Source organism: Paenibacillus sp. PL91 (assembly GCF_012935325.2).
GTDB lineage: Bacteria > Bacillota > Bacilli > Paenibacillales > Paenibacillaceae > Pristimantibacillus.
Map to the genome: position 1 here is coordinate 165,563 of NZ_JABBYG020000005.1, position 22,147 is coordinate 187,709.

The 22,147-nt window shown below is 49.1% G+C and carries 15 protein-coding genes and 3 pseudogenes; 11 read left to right on the forward strand and 7 right to left on the reverse strand.

The genetic code is table 11. The annotated features are described in order from the left end of the window. Positions 1 to 40: 40 nt before the first annotated feature. On the forward strand, positions 41 to 4,273 hold the full coding sequence (locus HI950_RS14080) for a discoidin domain-containing protein (RefSeq protein ID WP_169085204.1): 4,233 nt from the start codon (positions 41 to 43) through the stop codon (positions 4,271 to 4,273). 29 nt (positions 4,274 to 4,302) lie between these two features. Further along, on the forward strand, positions 4,303 to 8,436 hold the full coding sequence (locus HI950_RS14085; RefSeq protein ID WP_169085202.1) for a DUF4855 domain-containing protein: 4,134 nt from the start codon (positions 4,303 to 4,305) through the stop codon (positions 8,434 to 8,436). Here HI950_RS14085 and HI950_RS14090 read toward each other — a convergent pair. The 4 genes and pseudogenes from HI950_RS14090 to HI950_RS36985 all read right to left on the reverse strand — a co-directional run bounded on the left by HI950_RS14090 (position 8,327) and on the right by HI950_RS36985 (position 10,541). Next, positions 8,327 to 8,803: a hypothetical protein gene (locus HI950_RS14090; RefSeq protein ID WP_169085501.1), complete on the reverse strand. Its 477-nt coding sequence runs from the start codon at positions 8,801 to 8,803 to the stop codon at positions 8,327 to 8,329. The genes HI950_RS14085 and HI950_RS14090 overlap by 110 nt on opposite strands. 114 nt (positions 8,804 to 8,917) lie before the next feature. Continuing rightward, positions 8,918 to 9,151 (reverse strand): winged helix-turn-helix transcriptional regulator, encoded by a 234-nt coding sequence (locus HI950_RS36980; protein WP_169085200.1) that lies wholly within the window; start codon positions 9,149 to 9,151, stop codon positions 8,918 to 8,920. A 409-nt stretch (positions 9,152 to 9,560) separates the two neighbouring features. Further along, positions 9,561 to 10,310 (reverse strand): annotated as a pseudogene (locus HI950_RS35800) (site-specific integrase). A gap of 33 nt (positions 10,311 to 10,343) precedes the next feature. Beyond that, positions 10,344 to 10,541: a tyrosine-type recombinase/integrase gene (locus HI950_RS36985; protein WP_169085196.1), complete on the reverse strand. Its 198-nt coding sequence runs from the start codon at positions 10,539 to 10,541 to the stop codon at positions 10,344 to 10,346. Between the two features lie 253 nt (positions 10,542 to 10,794). Between HI950_RS36985 and HI950_RS37285 the strand changes: the two are divergent. From HI950_RS37285 to HI950_RS14145, 8 genes and pseudogenes are all read left to right on the forward strand, one after another. After that, a pseudogene (locus tag HI950_RS37285) lies at positions 10,795 to 10,948 on the forward strand (transposase); the annotation flags it as partial. Positions 10,949 to 11,336: 388 nt separating this feature from the next. Beyond that, the gene (locus HI950_RS14115) at positions 11,337 to 12,116 is read left to right on the forward strand and encodes a DeoR/GlpR family DNA-binding transcription regulator (RefSeq protein ID WP_169085194.1); all 780 of its coding nucleotides are present in this window, start codon (positions 11,337 to 11,339) and stop codon (positions 12,114 to 12,116) included. Further along, positions 12,113 to 13,060, forward strand: coding sequence for a 1-phosphofructokinase (gene pfkB / locus HI950_RS14120; RefSeq protein ID WP_169085192.1), 948 nt, complete (start codon positions 12,113 to 12,115; stop codon positions 13,058 to 13,060). The genes HI950_RS14115 and pfkB overlap by 4 nt, the downstream gene beginning before the upstream one ends. 20 nt (positions 13,061 to 13,080) lie before the next feature. Beyond that, a complete protein-coding gene (locus HI950_RS14125; protein ID WP_169085497.1) occupies positions 13,081 to 14,472 on the forward strand; it encodes a PTS fructose transporter subunit IIC in 1,392 nt (463 codons plus the stop codon). Between the two features lies 1 nt (position 14,473). Then, complete coding sequence (locus HI950_RS14130; RefSeq protein ID WP_169085190.1) at positions 14,474 to 14,926, forward strand: PTS sugar transporter subunit IIA; 453 nt, start codon at positions 14,474 to 14,476, stop codon at positions 14,924 to 14,926. Between the two features lie 25 nt (positions 14,927 to 14,951). Beyond that, positions 14,952 to 15,224, forward strand: coding sequence for an HPr family phosphocarrier protein (locus tag HI950_RS14135; protein WP_169085188.1), 273 nt, complete (start codon positions 14,952 to 14,954; stop codon positions 15,222 to 15,224). A 34-nt stretch (positions 15,225 to 15,258) separates the two neighbouring features. Further along, positions 15,259 to 16,983 carry a phosphoenolpyruvate--protein phosphotransferase gene (ptsP, locus tag HI950_RS14140; RefSeq protein ID WP_169085185.1) on the forward strand — a complete coding sequence of 575 codons (1,725 nt, stop codon included), beginning with the start codon at positions 15,259 to 15,261 and terminating at the stop codon, positions 16,981 to 16,983. 271 nt (positions 16,984 to 17,254) lie between these two features. After that, positions 17,255 to 17,746: a reverse transcriptase domain-containing protein gene (locus HI950_RS14145; protein ID WP_169085183.1), complete on the forward strand. Its 492-nt coding sequence runs from the start codon at positions 17,255 to 17,257 to the stop codon at positions 17,744 to 17,746. Positions 17,747 to 18,389: 643 nt separating this feature from the next. On the opposite strand, the gene HI950_RS14150 is transcribed toward HI950_RS14145, so the two are convergent. After that, positions 18,390 to 18,983, reverse strand: a complete 594-nt coding sequence (locus tag HI950_RS14150) for a site-specific integrase (RefSeq protein WP_223285303.1) — start codon at positions 18,981 to 18,983, stop codon at positions 18,390 to 18,392. 71 nt (positions 18,984 to 19,054) lie between these two features. Beyond that, positions 19,055 to 19,570, reverse strand: a complete 516-nt coding sequence (locus tag HI950_RS14155) for a tyrosine-type recombinase/integrase (RefSeq protein ID WP_317618362.1) — start codon at positions 19,568 to 19,570, stop codon at positions 19,055 to 19,057. Here HI950_RS14155 and HI950_RS14160 point away from each other — a divergent pair. After that, positions 19,467 to 20,453 (forward strand): phosphatidylglycerol lysyltransferase domain-containing protein, encoded by a 987-nt coding sequence (locus tag HI950_RS14160; RefSeq protein ID WP_169085177.1) that lies wholly within the window; start codon positions 19,467 to 19,469, stop codon positions 20,451 to 20,453. The two genes, HI950_RS14155 and HI950_RS14160, sit on opposite strands and share 104 nt — an antisense overlap. A gap of 116 nt (positions 20,454 to 20,569) precedes the next feature. Here the strand turns inward: HI950_RS14160 and tnpC are convergent. Continuing rightward, positions 20,570 to 22,123, reverse strand: a pseudogene (tnpC, locus tag HI950_RS14165) (IS66 family transposase). Positions 22,124 to 22,147: the final 24 nt, after the last annotated feature.

The window sequence follows — 22,147 nt, forward strand, 5'->3', positions numbered from 1 at the left end:
GGAGTAAAATTCGAGCTAATAAACAATGGGGGGGATCTTAGTGCGTTTACGGTATAGGAATATTTTTTCAGTGTTTTTTGTTATCGCTTTCATCTTAGTTGCCGTTTCATCGGAGAAGTCCGAAGCCGCAACAGGGAACTTGGCTTTAGGAAAGACGGCTTATTCGTCGTCGAACGAAGTAGACTTTTTCGGACCTGAGAAAGCGGTCGACGGCGGCAATCGGGATGCAAGCCGCTGGTCTTCAGAAAGAACGGATAACCAGTGGTTCTACGTTGATCTGGGCGAGCCTGTAGAAATCGGAAGAGTCATCATCAACTGGCAGACTCCGGCGGAACAATATCAAGTTCTCGTGTCTGACGATGCGGTAACCTGGAGGAACGTATTCGCGGACAACCGCGTGCTCGTCGCCCGCGGACCAGTCGAGGATACGATCGATTTCGAGCCGACACTGGCGCAATACGTCAAGTTTCAAGGAGTAACGAGACGTCCAATTGAGGGTATCTATTACGGATACTCCTTCTGGGAATTTGAGGTATACAAAGGCAAACCGCTGTTGCCGCCTATGATGGACGCGGTCAAAAACAGCATCGTCGTCTCCGAAGGAGACACTCAGCTGAATCTGCCCGCTGTACCGGATGGTTATACGCTGTCGTTGGTGAACACAGACAGCTTGCCGGTGATCGATGCGCAGGGCACTATCCAAGCGCCGCTAGTCGATACTCAGGTTCAGCTGCTGCTGCAAATCCAGAGCGACAGCGATCCGACATATCTCTTAACGGATAATGCGCTAGTCACCGTGCCTGGTCTCTTCAAGCAGACGGGCGATCGGAACCCGGAGCCGCCCGTCATTCCTTCTTTGCGTGAGTGGCTGGGCGCAACAGGCGAGTTCCGCTTGACGGACAAGTCGAAAATCGTCATTCGCGCGGAGGATGAGGTGGCTCTGCAGGGAACGGCAGACATTTTGCAGCAGGACTTGCTTGATTTAACGAAGCTGCCGCTGACAGTAACGGTTGGCTCACCTCAAGCAGGGGACATCTACTTGGTGCTGGATGCTGCGCAAGCACTGTTGGGGACTGAGGGGTATGAACTGAATATAGGCGAATATGCTTCCGTCGCTGGCTCCGATCAGACGGGCGTCATGTTCGGTACGAGAACGATCTTGCAGCTGCTTGGCCACGCTGCCGATCATAAGACGATGCCCAAGGGGCAATCGCGCGATTATCCGAAATACGTGGATCGAGGCTTCATGCTCGATGTGGGCCGCAAGTTTTATACGATCGAATTTTTGCGGGACTATGTCAAACTGATGTCCTACTATAAGATGAACCGGTTCCAGATTCACCTGAACGATGATGTCGGCGATGTCGGCTACTTCCGTCTGGAGAGCGAGAAATTCCCGGGAGTGACGAGCAAGGACGGCTTCTATACGAAGCAGCAATTCAGAGATCTGCAGCTGCTTGGGATGGAATACGGCGTAAACGTCGTGCCGGAAATCGATACGCCGGGCCATTCCGGCGCGTTCATCACTTACGACCCTAGGTTGGGCAGCAACAATCAGCTGGATATCAATCGTCCAGAGACGCTCGACTTCATTAAAGAACTCTTTGACGAGTATCTCGACGGCAGCAATCCGACCTTCGTCGGCCCGGACGTGCACGTCGGCACGGATGAATATTTCGGCAACGACAAAGAGGCGTTCCGCAGTTACACGGATATGCTGCTTAATCACATTAACAGCAAAGGCAATCGCGCTCGTCTGTGGGGCAGTCTGTCGGCATACGACGGCACAACGCCAGTCAGCAACAATGCGACGATGGACATCTGGTATGAGCCGTACGGAAGCGTCCTGCAGGCCATTGAGCTTGGCTACGACGTTGTCAATACCAACACGAACTTGCTCTATGTCGTTCCGCAGTTGTACCGCAACTATTTGAATTACGATTTCATTTACAACGAATGGGAGCCTAACGATTGGCTGGAGACGAAGCTTCCTTATGCGCATCCGCAAGTAAAAGGCGGCATGTTTGCGCTCTGGAACGACGTGTCCGTAGAGAAGGGCGTCTCCATGGCGGACTCGCATCAGCGGATCTTGCCTTCCATGCAAGTGTTGGCGGAGAAGCTGTGGAGAGGCAACCGCATCGATCGGAACTTTGCTAGCTTCCAGGCGGATGCCGCAAAGTACGTGGACCCGCCGGGTGTTCATCAGTCGCACAAGCTTCAAGTCGACAATGAGCGCAATATCGTGCTCGATTATACTTTCGACGAAGGCTTCGCGGATCGTTCTGGCAATGGCTTTGACGGGAACGCGGTGAATGCAGGCACGGAGAAGGGAATCTTCGGGCAAGCAGTAAGGCTCAAAGGCGGAGCCAGCTACGTGGAAACGCCGCTGCGCACGCTTGGTTTCGGATGGACGATGTCCATGTGGCTCAAACCGGACGCTGACAACCCGCAAGGAGCTGTGCTGCTGGAATCTCCGGACGGACAGCTGAAATACAACATTGGGGGCAGCGGCAAACTGGCCATCACGAAAGAAAATTACGTCAGCGAATTCAATTATAAGCTGCCGACCGATCGCTGGACCCATGTCATTATGATCGGCGACGACACGGGGACCTCCATCTTCATTAACGGCAGTGAGTATACGGCTACTCTCAAAGACGGCTCCAAGCTGGAAACGTTCGTATTGCCAGTAGCCAAAATCGGCAGTGAAACGAATGCTTTTAAAGGCCTGATTGACGAACTCATCGTAAGGAACACCTACGTGGACCTGCATGGAAATCTGGCTTTGCATAAGCAAGCCGAATCCTCGCAGCCGGAATCCTCGTCCTACACGGCGGACAAAGCGGTGGACGGCAGAGGGGACACCAGATGGTCCAGCGATTGGGTGGACGATACCTGGTTCATGGTGGATCTGGGTGAAGTGAAGAACATTGATGCTGTATCTATTTTGTGGCAAACGGCTTACGGTTCGAAGTACCGCATTCTCGTGTCCGAGGACAAGGAGAACTGGACGAACGTTGTGAAAGACAACAACGGCGAGATTAACGGCAAGCCGGGACGCGTCGTGACTACCTTCCAAAGCACGCCAGCCAGATACGTGAAGTTCGAAGGCGTGTCCAGAGCTACCATGTTCGGCTATTCCTTTGAGGAATTTGAGGTGTACGGCGAGGAATATAAGCTCGGCAATCTACGGCCGATTATCGACCTGTTGACGGCTATCGAGGCCGACAAGCTCGTGGAGGACAATTACTCACCTGAGGGCTGGGCACAGTTTCAGCAAGCGATTGGGCAAGCGACTACGGCTATTCAAACCGCCCAGCTGTCTCGTCCTGAGGCCGAGCAGGCGTATGCAGGGCTGAGCGTTGCGCGCGATCGTCTAACGATCGAAGACGTAATGGGTCTGATCGAGCTTAACGTGAATGAAAGCATCGCCGCGAATTTCTATCTTCCGCAGAAAGGACAGCTCGGCACACGTATCGTCTGGAGCAGCTCGAAGCCCGACTATCTGAATGCCAACGGACAGTTGTTGCAACGTCCGTCAGGCAGCGACATGGAGGTCGTGCTGACCGCGACGATCAGCAAGGGAGCTGCATCCGCGGAGAAAACGTTCAAGATCAAAATCAAAGCGTTGCCTAGCTCCGGTGGCGGAGGATGGGTTCCGACTCCAGTAATTCCAGATCTGGAAGAAGGCCAAAACGGCGGATCGACAACGGTTCGGCTGAACGATATTGCTAGCCATTGGGCAGAAGCGTCCATCAAACGGGCGGTTGAGCTTGGATTCGTAGCGGGCTATACCGACGAGACGTTCAAGCCGAATAAGACGGTCAGCAGAGACGAATTCGTCGTCATGCTGGTCAAAGCGTTGAAGCTGCAAGGTGCGAACAGTTCGCTGGACTTCGCGGACGCAGGTTCGATTCAAACCTGGGCGAAGCCTTATATCGCGCAAGCCTTGGAATCCGGCCTGATCAGCGGCTATGCGGATGGGACATTCCGACCGAAGGCTTCGATTAGCCGAGCAGAACTGGCAGCGATGATCGTTCGCGGCTTGGGTCTGAAGACTGTGGAAGGGCATGAGCTCTCTTACGCGGACGCGGATCAAATCCCGGCTTGGGCGAAGCCGTACGTGGCAGCAGCCCAGGAGGCGGGAGTAATGAACGGTCGCGGGGATAACTGGTTTGCTCCGTTCGCCTCGGCGACGCGTGCTGAAGCTGTGGTCGTCATTCTGAACATGCTTGATGCGCTTGCAGAATTGCAGGAGCAGGAGCAGAACTAATTATGCATAAAAAGGGAGCGTGAGCTTAGGTGAAAACTAGACGAAGTTTGACTGCTTTGCTGCTTGTCCCGGTCATGCTGTTCTCGTTGATATCGTCCGTGTATGCGGAAGAGGCGAGCGGAGAAAACACCGACTTCTACAATGTGGCTCAAGGGAAAACGTACACATGGTCGGAACAGCCGGAGGGCGCTTTCCCGGATGACGGGACGAAGCTGACGGACGGCAATGCTGCCGATCCATCGCGTAACAGCGGCAACTGGGTGGGCCACCGCAACATGAAATCCCGTTCGGTTGTATTTGATCTAGGTGAGCAAAAGACAATCCAGGAGGTGAACGCGCGTTTCCTGCACGATTGGCCAAACAATGAAACGCTCGTACCGCTCACCGTTTCATTCTACGTTTCGGACGATGAGGTGAACTGGGGCGTATTGTCCCATAATGCGACCAAATTGTTATGGGGCGATCAGACCAACATCGAGACGTTTACATGGGACGGCAGCGCAGAGACTGGAGCCGTCAAGAGTGGCGATTATACCGAAGGACTCGTGTACGCTCGGTATGTGAAAGTGGTGTTCTCCATGCATCCGAGGGCATGGAGCATGATCGACGAGGTGACGATTATCGGCGCGGACGGCTTGATCGATGGAGCGCAACCGGTGCAGCCTGAGCCTTACGGTCTTCAGCGGTCTGGGGATGCTACTGGCGGGATTCAGAATCTGGGCTTGCTGTATAACGGGCATTACCCGGACGGCACAAGAAATTGGACGAAGGAACGAGTTATCCCAAATATCAGCTATGTGAACAAGCAAGGGGAGCCTGTTGATTGGCTGTTCGACGGCATGTTGTATCTCGGTTTGACGTCGGAGAACGGCAGAGGCTTCGGAGCGACGGAAGCGCCTGGCAAAGCCAGAAAAGAGGAATGGGAATGGTATTTGAATAAAACGTTTAACGCCGGCGGCGATATGAGCGCGTTGAACGAGGCGACGGCCGAGGTAGGCGCGAAGCTTGGCGAGCCTGACCGTAAGACTAAGGTTGTGCTGATGATTCCCGATCCGGGCGAATATCAGTCCGATTTCGGCAGCATTAACGGTGAAAATCTGAACTTCAATCTAAGTGTGGTCGGTAATGTCGCATCGCTGGACAACCGGGCCAAAGCGATTCAGTGGTGGAGCGATGAAGTCAAGTCCAGATGGTCGGCAGCGGGCTACTCGAACCTGGAGCTCGTCGGCATGTATTGGCTGGAGGAACAAATCAGCACGCATTCGACTGGCCCGGAGATGGTCAAGAAAGCGAGCGACATCGTTCATAACGCTGGCCTGAAGATGTTCTGGATTCCTCATTTTCTGGCCTATAAGGCATTCATGTGGAAGGATGTCGGCATTGATGCCATCTCTCTGCAGCCGAACTATTTCTTCGAGAAACTAGATCCTTCGCGTCTGGAAGATACAGCGGATATGGCGAAACGGTACGGAATGTCGCTGGAGCTGGAGTTCGATGACCGGATGATCAACGACGCCGTCTTCCGCGAGAGGTTCATCGATTACTTGAACAGCGGCGTGGATACAGGGCTGATGCAGCAAGGGTATAAAGCTTACTATCAAGGCAACAACGCCGTTTACAACGCGGCGAAAAGTGCGGACCCTGCTACTCGAGTCCTCTACGATTGGCTATATCAATTCGTGAAAGGCACTTATCAGAAGCAAGACGCCGCTCCGCCTGATGTTGTAGCGCTCATGAACGGGGAGCCGATCTCGGAGCATACGATTATGCCTGATACGACACAGGCCGCTTTCACCTGGACTATTCCGGGAGATGACGGCAGCGGGATTGTTAAAGTAACGGCCAAGTATGACGGCAAGCCTTATACGGAAGGAACTGTTGTAGATCTGACGGGCAAGCCGGGCAAGCATGTGCTGGAGCTGACGGTGGCGGCCGCCAAATCCAAGACGGTTAAATTCGTAATAGAAGCACGTTTGGGCGCTGAAGGTCTATTGGCTCTTGTTGATAAATACGCGGACAACAAGCAGCTTAGCAATGCCGATACGGTCCGCGCTATGCGCAACGCCCTGATCATGATGGAACGTACACAAGAGAGCGATCCTGAGCAAGCCATAGGCTATTTGCTGGCATTCAATGCGAAGCTGGAAGGGGCTAAAGGCCTTGAATTTGTAACGGAAGGCGCTTATACGGCGCTGAAGGAAGGCGTGTATTACGAGATCGGCAGCATCGCGCAAGACAAAGAAGCAGAGGCATCCTCGACGGAAGCCGCAGGTCTGGAGCCTTCGAAAGCGCTGGATGGCGCACCGGGCACGCGCTGGGCGAGCGAAGTGCGCGATACCGCTTGGTTCCAGATCGATCTGGACAGCAAGCAAACCTTCAATACGATCCGCATCGATTGGGAATATGCGCGCGCGGACCAATACCGTCTGAGCGTCTCGGATGATAAGCAGACGTGGGAGCCCTTGAAAGTCGGCAACAATGGCGTGGTTAAAGCGTCCGACGGCAAGAATACGCTGGTATTCCCGGCAACGACGGCAAGATACATCAAGTTTGAGGGACTGAATCGGGCAACGTTCTACGGTTATTCTTTCTATGAATTCGGTGTGTACGATCTTGCCCAGCAGCAAGAGCTGAAGACATTGGACGGCATACAAGCCGCAGTGGACGCCTCCACGAAGAAAGTCACGATCGACGGGTTGGTCATGAACGGCAAGAAAGAACATTTGTATGTCAAAGTGCTTGACCCTAAAGGCAACATTCAATATACCGGTCAGACGGGCACTGAGGATGACGGAAGCTTCCGCATCGCCTTTACGTTGACCGGAGAAGAGCAAGGACTGTATACGGTCGAGCTTGAAACGGATGACATGACGACTCCAGAGCAGGCCGCCTTCGAATATCGCAAGCCGCCTTCCACTGGCGGAGGCAATGGAGGCAGCATTGGAGGCGGTCCGGCGCAACATCCGTATACGTTGCAAGCGGACGGTTCAGTCAAAGCCGTGCTTGTCCCGACATTGAAAGGCAATCAGGCTGCGGCTTCGGTCGGAGCAGCGGATCTGAATGCCGCGATTCTCAAGGCAACAGCCGACAGCAACGGCAACAAGCATATTCGTCTTGAATTGAAGCCGTCGAACGCGGCTGGCAGCTATGCTTTGGAGCTTCCGGCAGCTAATCTGACGAACCAGTCTAATCTGATTCTGCATATCTCCACGCCGTATGCCCAGCTTGCTCTGACTGGCGACATGCTGGCTGGAGTCAAGGAGAATGCCGGAAAGCTGCTCGTTATCGTAAGCGACCATGCAGGCGAGTATCGCGGCAACGAAGCGGCTGGCCGGATCGGCAACAGGCCAATCGTGGAAATTGCATTGCAACTGGACGGTGAAGCTCTGTTTTGGAACAATGCGAAGGCACCGATTTCCATTGCGATTCCATATTCGCTTCAAGCGGAAGAGCAAGCAGCTGATCTGCAAGCTTTTGAGCTGACGGGCAACAGCGCGGCGGCAATTGATGGCGCGTCTTATGACAAAGACAAGGGCGTACTGCGATTCTCCATCGACCAAGTCGGCGTCTATACTGTCGGCGGCAAGAAACCGGCTGCGTTCACTGACCTTGGCAAGCATGAATGGGCGCGCGAGGCGATCGAGAAGCTGGCCAAAAGGGGCATCGTCAAAGGCACCTCGATCGAAAATGGCACTTTCAGCCCCGCAAATCAAGTAACGCGAGCTGATTTTATCCTGATGCTGGTGAACATGCTTGACCTGCGCGCCGAGATTACCTCGACGTTCGCCGATGTGAAGCCGAATGATTATTACTACGATGCGGTGTCCATCGCTAAGCAATTGGGAATCGTTTCGGGAGTGAACGAAGTTAACTTTGCTCCTCGTGACTCAATCAGCCGCCAGGACGCTATGGTTATGCTGACCCGAGCGCTGCAGACGACAGGGGCAATCAAGCCGTCCGCATCCGGTTCAACACTTGAGGGCTTCCGTGATGCGAGCCAGATTGCGCCATATGCTACGGACAGCGTGGCAACGATGTTCGAGCATGGGCTGGTTACGGGCTCCAACGGCTATATGAAGCCGAAGAGTACGACCAGCAGAGCGGAAGCGGCGACGTTCTTGTATCGCGTTCTTCAATTAATCGAGGGGCAGCAGCAGGAGTAGACGCGGGAACAATTGATTTAAGCACATTCCGATTAGCGCGGCAACGCGCCCGGGATGTGCTTTTTCGACGATACAGAATAAAACTTCCTGAATGGACGGATGAAGCCGGTAAGCCGTCCCGCGCTTCCGCGATGAACTGCGGGCGCGTGATGGCGCCTCCGACCCCCACGTAAGACGCCCCAGCGCGCATGGCCGACGCCGCTTCCTCGGGCGTCCCGATGCGCCCTTCCGCGACGAACGGTAACGGCAGCGCTTCGCTCATCCACCGGACGAGCTCCAGGTCGGGGCCTTCGGACCGAGGGCCATGCGGCGTATAGCTGGATAACGTCGTCCCGACGAAATCCGCGACAATCCGCTCGGCGGCAATCTATGCGAAGTCGTAGCTGCTAGGCTCCACCAGGGGTTAGTTAGCGCAGCGGTGGAGCACGACATGGATATCTACTGATAGGTTTTTTTACGTTAGATAACCATTGCCACAGGTTCATAGAATGGATTGCAAGTTGGCAGCCAACTGATTGATTGGCTTATCTACATGGCAGTGCAGCCGATATAAAAATGAAGGTCGCGGTTGTTCGATTAGCTGTTTATTCACTGCACCCAAGTCATGCAACTCACCCAAGCGAGATGCTAGCATGCGCGGCGTCACTCGCTCAAGGGCATGCCTTATATCTTGAAAGTGTTCGTAGTTGAAATGGAGAGCAAGCAAGACGGGCATGTTCCATGCTTTTGCGGGTGTCTTTGGTAGTGAAACCAACAACGGAGGGAGAGCGCATCGCTGGCAGCGATGAGGTCAGGGGTTCGATCCCCCTAGGCTCCACCAAAACAATAACTCAAACCACTTCCTTGAAGTGGTTTTTTTATTGTTTTGGTGGAGCCCTATTGAGGCGAACCCCGGGGTTCAGTCCGCGCGGACGGAGCGAATGCGGAGGAGCACGGCGTTTGAATCTACCGCTAAAAGTCCTCTTTGAATACGCTTCGTCAGCCATTTGATCAAAGATTCGGACATCCCATGATGGATTAGCGAGTTCGTACGAGCTTTATCCCCCTAGGCTCCACCAAATACAAACTTCTAAAACCCTTGATAATCAAGGGTTTTTTTGTTTTCATAATGTCCTAAGTAGAAATTAGAGTATTAAGTTTTTGACCTTTGGGACGGATTGGGGACGAAAAAAATAAAATACAAAATTGTGTTCCTGTGTTTGCGACTTCATGGTTGTTCGAATGTCTGCATGTCCTAACCGGCTTGATATTGTTACTGCATGGACGCCTTGATTGATAAGTAAGGCTGCTGATGTATGCCTTAGATCATGAAAACGAATTGGTTTTAGTTTTTTACGTTTTAGGAATCTTCGAAGCCACGTACCCGGTACAGTGTGGAAATATGGTTTACCATCCCAGGTGGAGAAAACGAAGAAATGTTCTTTTTCAGCCCAATTGTCACTTGCATTTTCTTTGGACACAGTGGAATTGTTTCAATATTGGATAAGATCAGGTAGCAACGCTTTGGGAACAGAGACTTTTCGAATTGAGTTTTTTGTTTTAGGTGGCTTTATGATATTTTGACCATTGACATAATTTAGTGACTGTAAGACCTCAATGAAGCCTTCATCAATATTAATATGTTTCCACTCTAATGCCAGCAATTCTCCACGGCGTAGTCCAGTTGTTATAGCCATTGTTATCATGATTCTCCAGTGTTCTGCCTCATTACTTAATCCATTTAATAATTCACTTACTTCTACTTCATCGTAGACATCAACAGTTAGTCGAGCTACCTTGGGTCGTTTGGTTGCGGCTACTGGATTGCTTTTTAATATCCGCCACTCAACAGCACGATCAAGAATGTCCTTTATAATTCTATGGGCGAATCGAATTGTCGTTGATGATAAACCTCCTGACTTACCATCTTATCGTGCTCCGTCTAACTCAAGATTTTTCATAAAACTGACAATATGAATCGGTTTTATTTCATCGAGTCGTTTGTTACCGAAGACAGGGGAGATATGGTTTTTCAATATGTGGTTGTAATTTTCGAGGGTCTTAGCTTCTAGATGTTTGACTCCGTATTTGCTTCTCCATTCTTCAACAAATTTATTGAAAGTCATTTTCTCGGGAGAAATATATTCGCCAGCTTCGACTTCAACTTGGAATTTACTTAATTAGTATCCAAAAAATCAATATAGGAAATAATTTCCTATAAGTGATCTTATAGGGGGATAAAAATGGCCAGGATTTAGCCAAATATTATTTGAATTAAACTATGCTAAACGATATTTGAATACCATAAATAACATGATTTTAGTGACTGGTGCTAATACTCCAATAAAGGGAGTGTCGATCTGAGAGTAATTTAGTAATATTAATGCGATTTCACTAACCGGCATTCTTGGCGAAGCAGGCGATTTAAGTGGCTATGTTCACGGGAATGCCCTTACTGCGTCATGATGGCCTTAACCTCTCAAAAGCAAATTCAGGCAAATGGACCGGACACAAGAAGATTAGTAAACACGTGTGATCTCGCCTCCGCTGTTTGAATTTCATAATAACCTTGAGTTTAGTTTAGTTGCGAATAATCTGGTGTTCAAAGTTATGCCAACACGCTGGATCAAGACAAGCTTTTCCCAGTTCCTGAAATCTATTCTCCTATGTGCTGAGAAAACGTATAGAGTGGTCGGAGAAAGTCTCGAATATCCAATTTTAGGTTTGGCATTACTATAAGGTGCGGCTTTATACATTATAGTTGCTCGGTGCTCATATATGAATGAAATTTAAAATGAAACCGCTTTACAATTAATAAATGATCATATATAATCATAAACAAGAACAAGTGGTCATAAAGTGAGCGTGAATATGATAGAGTCATTCACGGATGGGCTTCTTGGAAAGAGGTGTGACAACGCATGCTATTTGAGGAAGAGCGAAAGCGGAAGATCGTTGATTATATACAGAGTCATGGCAGAGCACTGGTGCCTGAGCTCGCGGAGCATTTTCAAGTATCTGAATCAACGGTGCGCAGGGATTTAAGGGAATTGGAAGAAGCAAAGCAGCTCCGCAGAACCCATGGTGGTGCGGTCCTACTTCAACAGGATAGCGTGGAGCCCTCATTTGTGGAAAAAGAGGTCCGCTACCGTCAACAGAAGGAAGATGTCGCTCAGAAAGCGTTATCCTTTATTGAAGAAGGAGACACCATTTTTCTCGACTCGGGAACGACGACGTATTTTATGGCCAAACACTTGAAAAATTTTCAGAAATTAACCGTCGTCACCAATTCGAATATGGTGGCGCAGGAATTGAACCAAGTGAAGCATCTTGATTTGCTTCTTACCGGCGGAACCTTGCGGTATGAAACGCAAGCGCTGGTTGGTCCGATTGCGGATCGCTCGATCGATTCCATCCGAGTCGATAAGCTGTTCATGGCCATTAACGGTATTGATACGGGTGGCGGGTTGACTACGCCAAACTTGACAGAGGCGGAAACAAAACGACGAATGATACAATCCGCCAAACAAGTCATCTTAGTAACGGATCACAGTAAATTCGGTAAGGTATCGTTTGCCAAAGTTGCCGAGTTATCTGACATTCATCATTGCATCGTCGATGACGCGATATCGGAACAAGCGGTTAGAGAGATGGAAGCAGAAGGAATCAAAGTAACAGTGGTAAGGAGATTGGAACAATGAATACCATCCATACGGTAACATTAAATCCCGCTGTAGATAAAACCGTTACGGTGGAAAATTTTTCTTTCGGCGAGCTAAATCGCATAAAGACCATACGAACGGATGCGGGCGGTAAAGGCATTAATGTCGCGAAAGTTTTGCATCGTTTTTTGGTCCCTGTCAAGGCACTAGGCTTTCAAGCGGGACATGAAGGAAAAGTTATTTTGGAGAAGCTTCGCGAGCAAGGTATCCCTTCTTGCTTGATTGAGGCGGAAGGAGAAACCCGCACCAACCTGAAGGTGGTGGATGAGCGGACCCAACAAACGACGGAATTGAATGAAGCTGGCTTCTCGCCAAGCGAAGTGCTGCTGGAGGAATTTGTTCAACGCTTCGAGTTGAACCTCAGCGAAGCATCACTTGTTGTTTTAGGAGGAAGCTTGCCTCCGGGAACGCCGGTTGATTACTATCAAAGGCTGATTGAACTGGCAAACCGCAAGGGGATCCGTACCATTCTGGACGCTGACGGGGAAGCTCTTGCACGGGGCATTGAAGCTGTACCATTTGCCTTAAAGCCGAACATTCATGAATTGGAAGCCTTGTTTGACACAACGTACACGACAGACGAGCAAATCGTATCCGCAGCGCAAATGCTGATTCGCAAAGGCATTTCCTATGTCATGGTATCCATGGGCAGCGAAGGATCCATTCTCGTCAGTGAACGGGAAGCGATTCGCGCCAAACCGTTCCCGATCACCCCTTTGAGTACAGTTGGCGCAGGGGATTCCATGGTAGCCGCTATGGCATATAGTTTCTTGAGCCATAAGTCTCTCGAAGATATAGCGAGGTGGACCTCTGCAGCAGGAACTGTTACCGCTTCCAAGTCCGGGACTGAGGTATGTACGCTTGACGAGGTCCAAAACAAGCTTGGACTCATCGACATTTCTCGCATTTCATTCGAAGGATAACTAATCAGGAGGGGAAAATGATGAAGAAAATTATTGCTGTTACAGCTTGCCCGACAGGCGTTGCGCATACTTACATGGCAGCAGAATCACTTGTGAAAGCAGCGAAAGAGAGACAAATCGAGCTGAAGGTTGAAACCCGTGGAGCTGTTGGTGTTGAAAATGAGCTTACAGAAATTGAAATCGCTGAAGCGCATGCTGTTATTGTTGCTGCAGATACTGACGTATTGGAGTCTCGCTTTCAAGGGAAGCCGGTCGTCAAGGTACGTGTAGCTCAAGCGATTAAGGATCCTAAAGGATTGATTGAGCAAGCGTTAAATATGCAGGCTTCAGAACCTGGCGATTATCAAAAGCAAGTAGATAAATCAAAAGCGGAACGCAGTTCATCGCGAACGGGTGCTTACAAGCACCTGATGACGGGCGTTTCGGCTATGCTGCCGCTCGTTGTAGCGGGAGGTTTGCTTATTGCGCTTTCCTTCATTTTCGGAATTGAAGCCTTTAAAGAAGAAGGAACATTGGCAGCAGCTTTGATGAATATTGGCGGAGGTGCCGCTTTTGCACTTATGGTTCCCGTTCTATCCGGTTTCATTGCGTTCTCAATTGCCGAGAAGCCTGGACTTGCGCCGGGATTGGTTGGAGGCATGTTGGCTTCGCAAATCGGCGCGGGCTTTATCGGCGGTATCGCGGCAGGCTTTCTGGCAGGTTACTTGGCAAAATGGTTAAAGCATTCCATTAAATTGCCTAAAAACTTGGAAGGCTTAAAGCCAATTCTATTGATCCCGCTAATTGCGACAGCGATTACAGGCTTGTTGATGGTATTTGTTATCGGGGAACCCGTGAAATTTATTATGGACAGCTTAACGGAGTGGCTAAAGTCGCTTGGTTCGACAAATGCTATTCTACTAGGATTGCTCCTTGGTGCGATGATGGCCTTCGATATGGGCGGTCCTGTTAATAAAGCTGCTTATACATTTGCGGTAGGACTTCTGGCTAGTAATGTGTTTGGCCCAATGGCAGCGGTTATGGCAGCGGGAATGACACCTCCGCTCGGAATATGGCTCGCAACGATGCTGGCACCGAAAAAGTTCACGCAGGACGAGAAGGATGGCGGTAAGTCTGCAGCCGTGCTTGGTATTTCCTTCATTACGGAGGGAGCGATTCCTTTTGCCGCTGGAGATCCGTTTCGTGTCATTCCGTCCTTAGTGGTCGGCTCGGCTGTTACGGGAGCATTATCCATGCTATTCGGAGCAACGCTGCGGGCGCCGCACGGCGGCATCTTCGTTCTGCCGATTCCGAACGCGGTCTCTCATTTGGGCTTGTACGCATTAGCCATTCTAATCGGAACCGTCGTGACGGCATTGATGCTCAGCTTTATGAAAAAACCATTGAAACAAGAATTAGCAGGAGGGGTTTAATATGAACATAAGTGCACTGCTGGACAAACAATCGATCTTAATTCCTTTGGACATTTCAAACAAAACGGAATGCATGCAAGCAATGGTGGACGCGTTAGCGCTATCCGGATGCGTTACCGATAAGTCTGCCTACCTTGAAGCAGTCGTGAACCGCGAGAAGACGGGTTCTACCGGAATTGGCTTCGGGGTAGCTATCCCGCATGGGAAATCCGCCGGTGTTAGCAAGCCCGGCTTAGCCTTTGCAAAGCTATCGAATCCGACAGACTGGGATTCGCTTGATGGTGAGCCCGTTTCCGTCGCTTTTATGATTGCGGTGCCGGAGGAGGCGGCCGGTAACGAGCATCTTCAAATATTAATTGCGATATCCCGCAAGTTAATTGATGAGGAATTCCGCAATAAATTGTTCGCCGTTCAGGATTCAGAGGAATTGATCGGCTTGCTGCAAACTATTTAGAAGAAGGAAATGGAGAGGAATTCATATGTTGAAAATAGAAGTGACCATTCGTAATGCAACGGGCTTTCACATACGTCCGGCGCAATTGTTTACGGAGCAGGCCGCAAAGTTTCAATCACAAGTAAACGTTTTGGTTAAAGAGCAAGGTGTGAAAGTGGATGGCAAAAGCATTTTGGGACTCATGACACTGGGACTTGCGCAAGGAAATGTCATTGAGATTTCCGCTGAAGGCCCCGATGAAGAAAAGGCGTTGGAAACGCTTGTGCAGCTGGTTGAAGGTGGATTTGGAGAGGTATAACAGCAGCGTGATAACGGAGAGGAGGCCCGGGTCAATGTCACAGGAGTTGAACATTCAAGGCTTAGGAGTTTCAGAAGGCATTAAACTGGGAAAAGCGTTTGTCTATTCGCCTGTTCGTCTGGAGGATGTCAAGGATCAGAAAACCGACGATCCGGACATGGAAGCGGGCGTGCTATATACCGCAAAAGCGCACTGTTTAGCCGATTTGGATGCTTTAGTCGCGCGGGCGAATGACCTATTAGGGGAAGAGAAGGCAGTTATTCTAAAAGGACAGGTCAGCATGCTGAATGATCCTTCTTTTTTCCCGCCCATGGAGCAAAAGATTCTTAGGGAAATGTGGACGGCGGAAACGGCGGTCCGAATGGTAACGATACAGACGGCTAGCATATTCGAAAGCATGCCAAGTGAATATATGCGGGAACGGGCTGCGGATGTTCGAGATGTGGGCAGTAGGCTGCTCTCGTATGTGCGGGGACGGCAAGGAAGCCAGTTATCCGATATTCAAGAAGAAATCATTATCGTCGCAGACGACCTGTCCCCCTCCGATACCGTTCAATTGGATAAGCAGTTCGTACTTGGTTTTGTTACCCGTGTTGGCGGCAAAACCTCGCATACTGCCATCTTGGCGAACTCATTGGGCATAGCGGCGATTCTGGGAGCGGGAAGCAGCATCGAACAAATTAATGACGGCGATTTGCTCGCGATCGACGGGGCAACCGGCGTTTGCATCGTGAACCCTGATACCAAGACGATTGAGGATATGCGGGAGAAGATGCGGCTTCAAGAGGAATCCCGCCAACAGCTGCAGGCTTTTGCGGATAAAGATGCGGTTACTGTAGACGGCTTTAAGGTCGAAATCGCAGCGAATATCGGAACGCCTGAAGAGGCTCATGGTTTACTGGGAGCAGGGGCTGAGGCAGTCGGTTTATACCGTACGGAGTTTTTGTTCATGAGCCGCAGCAGTATGCCTAATGAAGAAACACAATTTCAGGCATACAAATCGGTGGCAGAAGCGATGCAGGAACGTCCCGTCGTTATCCGGACGCTGGACATTGGCGGCGATAAAGAGCTGCCATATTTGGAGCTTCCTCATGAATTGAACCCTTTTCTAGGTTATCGCGCTATTCGATTGTGTCTGGATCGTCCGGATCTGCTCGTAACGCAGCTGCGTGCCATTTTACGTGCTAGTGCTTACGGCAATCTCAAAGTAATGTTTCCGATGATTTCAGGCCTTGAAGAGTGGAGAAAAGCGAAGGGGATTTTCGAGGAGGTCCGGGAGCAACTTCGTCTGGAGGCCATTCCGATGGCGGAGAAGATAGAAGTCGGCATTATGATTGAAATACCATCCGCGGCGCTTCAAGCTGATCGTTTTGCCAAAGAAGTGGATTTTTTCAGCATTGGCACGAATGACTTGGTCCAATATACGCTTGCCGTCGATCGAATGAACGAAAAGGTCTCTTATCTATATGATTATTTCCATCCTGCGGTCATCCAGCTTATTAAACAAGTCATTGATGCTTCCGACCGTCAAGGCAAATGGACAGGCATGTGCGGAAGCATGGCGGGAGATCCTTTGGCGGCGCCATTATTAATGGGCTTAGGGTTGCATGAATGGAGCATGTCTCCGTCCGCCATCCAAAAGATAAAGCGCCAAATTATCAATTTGAATCGCAACGATTGCAAAGAGCTTGTCGAACGAATCTTGGATATGGATACACCTACAGAGGTTCGAAGAGCATTAGAGGCTTATCAAGCGTAATTTTTTATGGTGAATAGTGGATTTGCATATGGTTTGCCTTATGAGAAACCTGACCGGATGTGGTCAGGTTTTATTTGTTTTTTAGGAAGTACATTGGTTAGTCCCGAGTCTAAATCGCGTAATAGCGCTCGAACTTCGGCTGCAACTTATTCTTTAATTAAAGAGAAATCCTCCAGCTAATTTGTCTTATAAATCGAAAGGACTCATCCAACTAGGCTTACTCATAATAAGAAGTGACATAATAAACAAATCAAAGTTCTCTGTATGGGATATGGAAAGTCTACTTGAACTAAATAATCTAAAAAACATTGAGAATGGGATTTATGAGTTTAAACGATTAAGACTGGCAATTGCACCTGATCAATTTAAGAATTTCAAGAAAGTACAAGTGAAGCCTAACAATAATAATTGCGGTATCCCCCAAGGTTCTGCGATTAGTGCAGTTCTTTCGAATATTTACATGTTAGATTTTGATAAAAAAATAAAATGCTTTGTTGATGAAAAACAAGGTCTGTACATGCGACATAGCGATGATTTTATCATAGTACTTCCTAAAATTTCCTTAGATCAATTTAAGTATGACTTCAATAAAATACACAAGACTATTCAATCAGTACCAGGTTTAATGTTAGAACCTGAAAAAACACAAGTATTTGAATATTCTAATGGACGAATAATAAGCTGTATTGAACGCGGACCGCGACTAACCATTGACCTTTATCAATTTTATTTCCTCGCAATAGTTCACCGGATTTTAGTATAGAAATCTGGACTTATTGTATGAAAGGTTCTTCAAGCACCAAATTACAGTGTGGTCTCTCATCCGCGTGAGTTCGTAATTTATGAATGAATTTTCTACACCTCAAAACTCCTAGTAAATCGAAAAAAATGAAGAAGAAAGGAAAACTGAATTAGTTTGACTCCAAAACTACTCCGAGAATATGAACTTGGTATCATACAAGAGATTGCCAGATGAACAGAAAGTCGATAATTGGATCATATATGTAACCTGCATAATTGATGATCCTTATAAAAATTCAAAAAAAAGCAAGTTGCTCATAAAACCTCGTTGAAATCTTTTTGGTAGTGAAACCAGCCTATGTGGGAGAGCGCATCACTTGCAGCGATGAGGTCAGGGGTTCGATCCCCCTAGGCTCCACCAAATACAAACTTCCAAAACCCTTGATAATCAAGGGTTTTTTTGTTTTTATAATGTCCTAAGTAGAAATTAGAGTATTAAGTTTTTGACCTTTGGGGACGGATTGGGGACGAAAAAAATAAAATACAAAAATGTGTTCCTGTGTTTGCGACTTGCGGGGACAAATATGTACTGTTAACAAAGCCAATTATATTAATGAGTTCTTTTTATCTATGTATGTTAAGCTGCATAAAAAAACGGCACGTCTTTACGCACCGTTTGATTCAGTAATTTTAATTGCTTTCGGGGACAAGATCGAATTGAATGTATTCGCAGCCGCATGGTCAGCAGATTGAAGTGCATGTCCGTAGGTATTCATGGTTGTTCGAATGTCTGCATGTCCTAACCGGCTTGATATTGTTTTTGCATGGACGCCTTGATTGATAAGTAAGGTTGCTGATGTATGTCTTAGATCATGAAAACGTATTGGTTTTAGTTTTTTACGTTTTAGGAATCTTCGAAGCCAAGTACCCGGTACTGTGTGGAAATAGGGTTTACCGTCCCATGTGGAGAAAACAAAGAAATGATCTTTTTCTGCCCAATTGTCACTTGCAATTTCTTTGGACAAAATGGAGTTGTTTCTATATTGGATAAGATCAGGTAGCAACGCTACCGGAATTGAGACTTTTCTAATTGAGTTTTTTGTTTTAGGTACTTTGATGATGTTTTTTCCATTTACGTAACTCAATGACTGTACAACCTCAATGAAGGCTTCATCCAAATTAATGTGTTTCCAACTAATGCAAGCAATTCTCCACGACGGAAACCTGTAGTAATAGCCATTGTAATCATGATCCTCCAGTGTTCGGCCTCATTATTTAAACTAATCAATAATTCACTCACCTCTGTTTCATCGTAAACATCAACAGATAATCAAGCTACCTTGGGACGTTTGGTTGCGGCTACTGGATTGCTTTTTAATATCCGCCACTCAACAGCACGATCAAGAATGTCTTTCATAATTCTATGGGCGAATCGAATTGTCGTTGATGATAAACCTCCTGACTTACCATCTTTTCGTGCTCCGTCTAACTCAAGATTTTTCATAAAGCTGACAATATGAATCGGTTTTATTTCATCGAGTCGTTTGTTACCGAAGACAGGGGAGATATGGTTTTTCAATATGTGGTTGTAATTTTCGAGGGTCTTAGCTTCTAGATGTTTGACTCCGTATTTGCTTCTCCATTCTTCAACAAATTTATTGAAAGTCATTTTCTCGGGAGAAATATATTCGCCAGCTTCGACTTCAACTTGGAATTTAGCGAGTTCTTTTTCTGCTTCTCTTATGCCTAATGCCTTAAGGTTCTGGGATTCGGAGCGCGAGGCTCTAATCGCATATCGGTCGGTTGGAACTAGAAGGATCGTGCTCGGCGATCCGATCGGAAGCACTCGGGCAATGAATCGTGTCATTGAGCAATTTGTTGCAGACTGCCGCGCTCATAAGCGGGTGCCTGTCTTCTATCAGTCCAAAGCTTCCAATCTGCCGCTCTATCATCGCTTGGGGCTGCAGGGCATCAAGATCGGAGAAGAGGCTTTAATCAACTTATCCGGCTTCCATACGAACGGTAAGCAATGGCTAAAGCTTCGGAACCGCTTGAACAAATTCGAACGGAGCGGATACGGCTTCGAGGTTCTTCACCCGCCGTATGCGGAGCCGTTCCTTAATCGTCTTCAAGCGGTATCGGATGAATGGCTTCGTAACCGGAACGAGAAAAGCTTCTCCGTAGGGGCCTTCTCGCCGGAATATATCAGCCGGTATCCGGTAGCCATTCTGACCGGTCCGGATGGGGACTGCGAGGCTTTCGCGTCCATCGCGGGCGACCACGGGAACTTCGCCGCTTCGCCCGATAAAGGCACCGGTGCCGCGTCCCGTCGAATAACCGTAGATCTCATGCGCTATACGAAAGCATGTCCGCACGGCACAATGGACGTTCTGTTTCTGTCGCTGTTCAAGTGGGCGCAGGAGAACGGCTTCGATGTATGCAGCCTCGGCATGGCTCCCTTCGCGAACGCAGGCGATTCGTTCATCGTCAGGCTGCTCTACAAGTACGGGAACAAGCTGTACAACTTCAAAGGCCTGTACGATTACAAGAACAAATTCCTCCCCGAATGGGAAGACGTCTACGTCGTCTATCCTCCCGCCAAGCTGCCCGTTTCCGCGCTGCTGCTCGCCTTCATCATTCATACGCCCGTTTCCGGCATGCAAGCGCGATTCGGCACCGGTCCGATACGACTCTGGAATAGAAGCGTTTTTTTGAATAAAAGAGCGTAACGACCGCATGGCAAAGGCCACCTCGTCCAGGGTGGCCTTCGTGCTTGCCGCTTTGTAAGCGTCCCATCACGTACAACTAGCTCCATCTCCATTTAAGACCAAAAGTTTTGCGATACCTATCCCATAACGCAACAAGTAATCGGAAGCATAGATGACCATGGCAAATAAGGCTCGAGCGCCTCTGGATTTTGTGAATCCGGAAGCTGCGGAAGCTGCTCGAACAGGTACTTTAAATATTGAAATGGAAGAAGTCTGTTTTCCTTCGCCGTCTCGATGAAGCTGTAGATCGCCGTACTTGCCTTCGCGCCGCGAGGCGTATTCGCAAATAACCAGTTCTTTCTCCCGATTACGAATGGCTTGATCGAGCGCTCACTGCGATTATTATCAATCTCGATCCTACCATCCTTCAGGAAGGTAGTCAATTTCTCCCACTGATTCAGGCTGTAAGCAATCGCTTTTCCAACCAGACTCTTCGGCAGTGTTTGAGAGCGCTGTTGCTTGAGCCATACCGAATGAGCCTCCAGGATCGGAAGGCTTCGCTTCTTTCGCTCGGCATATCGTTCTTCTGGTGAAGCATCCTTCAGCTCGCGCTCAATGGCGAAGAGAGCATTGCAGTAAGCCAGTCCTTGACTAGCTACCGAATCCTTGTTACCTCTCGTCGCTGGAGGGACTGCTTTCAACGCTTCATCGTATTTACGCCGCGCATGTGCCCAGCATCCCACAAGAGTCACACCAGGAACCTTATGATAGCCCGCATAACTATCGACATGCAGTTACCTTTGAACCCGGATAAGAAGATTTGTGGATGCTCGCCGCCACGTGTCTTCTGGTAATCGTAGATGACCGCCGGAGCTACACCGCGTCCGGTGCGATACAGCCACAAATACGAGGACGATTGAGCAGACTTCCCAGGCTCACGCAGCACTTGCAGCGTCGTCTCATCTGCATGAAGCACATCCTGCCTTAGCCAGATAAGCTCTCATCACGGAGTCCAATGGCATGAGCCACTTCTGTGCACCATAGATCACTCAATTCGCCATCGTCTGACGAGTTAAAGTGTATCCAAGACGCGCGAAATGCTGCTCTTGCCGGTATAACGGCAAGCTGTCAACGTATTTCTGGCTCATAACGTAAGCCATGCTCGACGGTGATGCCAAACTTCCCGGATAAACAGGTTTTGGCATCGCAGCTGTGACGATCGGGGTTTCAATATCTTCACGTTCACAATGACGGCAGGCATACACATTTTGCATGTGACGGATGACCTTCACTTGTGGCGGTACAACGGCAATTTCATTGCGCGTCTCTGTACTCATCTCGTGAAGGAACCCACCGCAGCACGCACATACTTGCTCGCCTTCCTCCAGTGAATAGGTGATTGTTTCTACTGGAAGCTTGGAGAGATCCTCTGTTCGCTTGCCGGATGATTTGCGCCGCTCGTAGGTAATTTGTTCAGACCGCGGCTCTTCACCAGCAGGTGCTGCAAGCATTTCGGCTTCGTTGGCCAACAGGAGTTCTAATTGATCCGGATGCGTCTGCTCGCTGGAAGCACCGAAACGCTTCTTCTGCGCCAAGCGGAACTGCTCTTCGTACCATTTAAGCTTGGCCGATTGTTCGATGATTTGTTGTTGTAGGGATTCGATGGTTGGCGTATCTGCATGTTTTTCCATACTTTACTCATTAGACAGAAAAAA

Bases quoted from the DNA above. Each gene is read 5' to 3' on its own strand.
- HI950_RS14130 (WP_169085190.1), top strand. From the start codon at position 14,474: ATGAACATAAGTGCACTGCTGGACAAACAATCGATCTTAATTCCTTTG.
- HI950_RS14160 (WP_169085177.1), top strand. From the start codon at position 19,467: ATGCCTAATGCCTTAAGGTTCTGGGATTCGGAGCGCGAGGCTCTAATC.
- HI950_RS14145 (WP_169085183.1), top strand. From the start codon at position 17,255: ATGGAAAGTCTACTTGAACTAAATAATCTAAAAAACATTGAGAATGGG.
- HI950_RS36985 (WP_169085196.1), bottom strand. From the start codon at position 10,541: ATGACTTTCAATAAATTTGTTGAAGAATGGAGAAGCAAATACGGAGTC.
- HI950_RS14125 (WP_169085497.1), top strand. From the start codon at position 13,081: ATGAAGAAAATTATTGCTGTTACAGCTTGCCCGACAGGCGTTGCGCAT.
- HI950_RS14135 (WP_169085188.1), top strand. From the start codon at position 14,952: ATGTTGAAAATAGAAGTGACCATTCGTAATGCAACGGGCTTTCACATA.
- ptsP (WP_169085185.1), top strand. From the start codon at position 15,259: ATGTCACAGGAGTTGAACATTCAAGGCTTAGGAGTTTCAGAAGGCATT.
- HI950_RS14115 (WP_169085194.1), top strand. From the start codon at position 11,337: ATGCTATTTGAGGAAGAGCGAAAGCGGAAGATCGTTGATTATATACAG.
- HI950_RS36980 (WP_169085200.1), bottom strand. From the start codon at position 9,151: ATGCCCGTCTTGCTTGCTCTCCATTTCAACTACGAACACTTTCAAGAT.
- pfkB (WP_169085192.1), top strand. From the start codon at position 12,113: ATGAATACCATCCATACGGTAACATTAAATCCCGCTGTAGATAAAACC.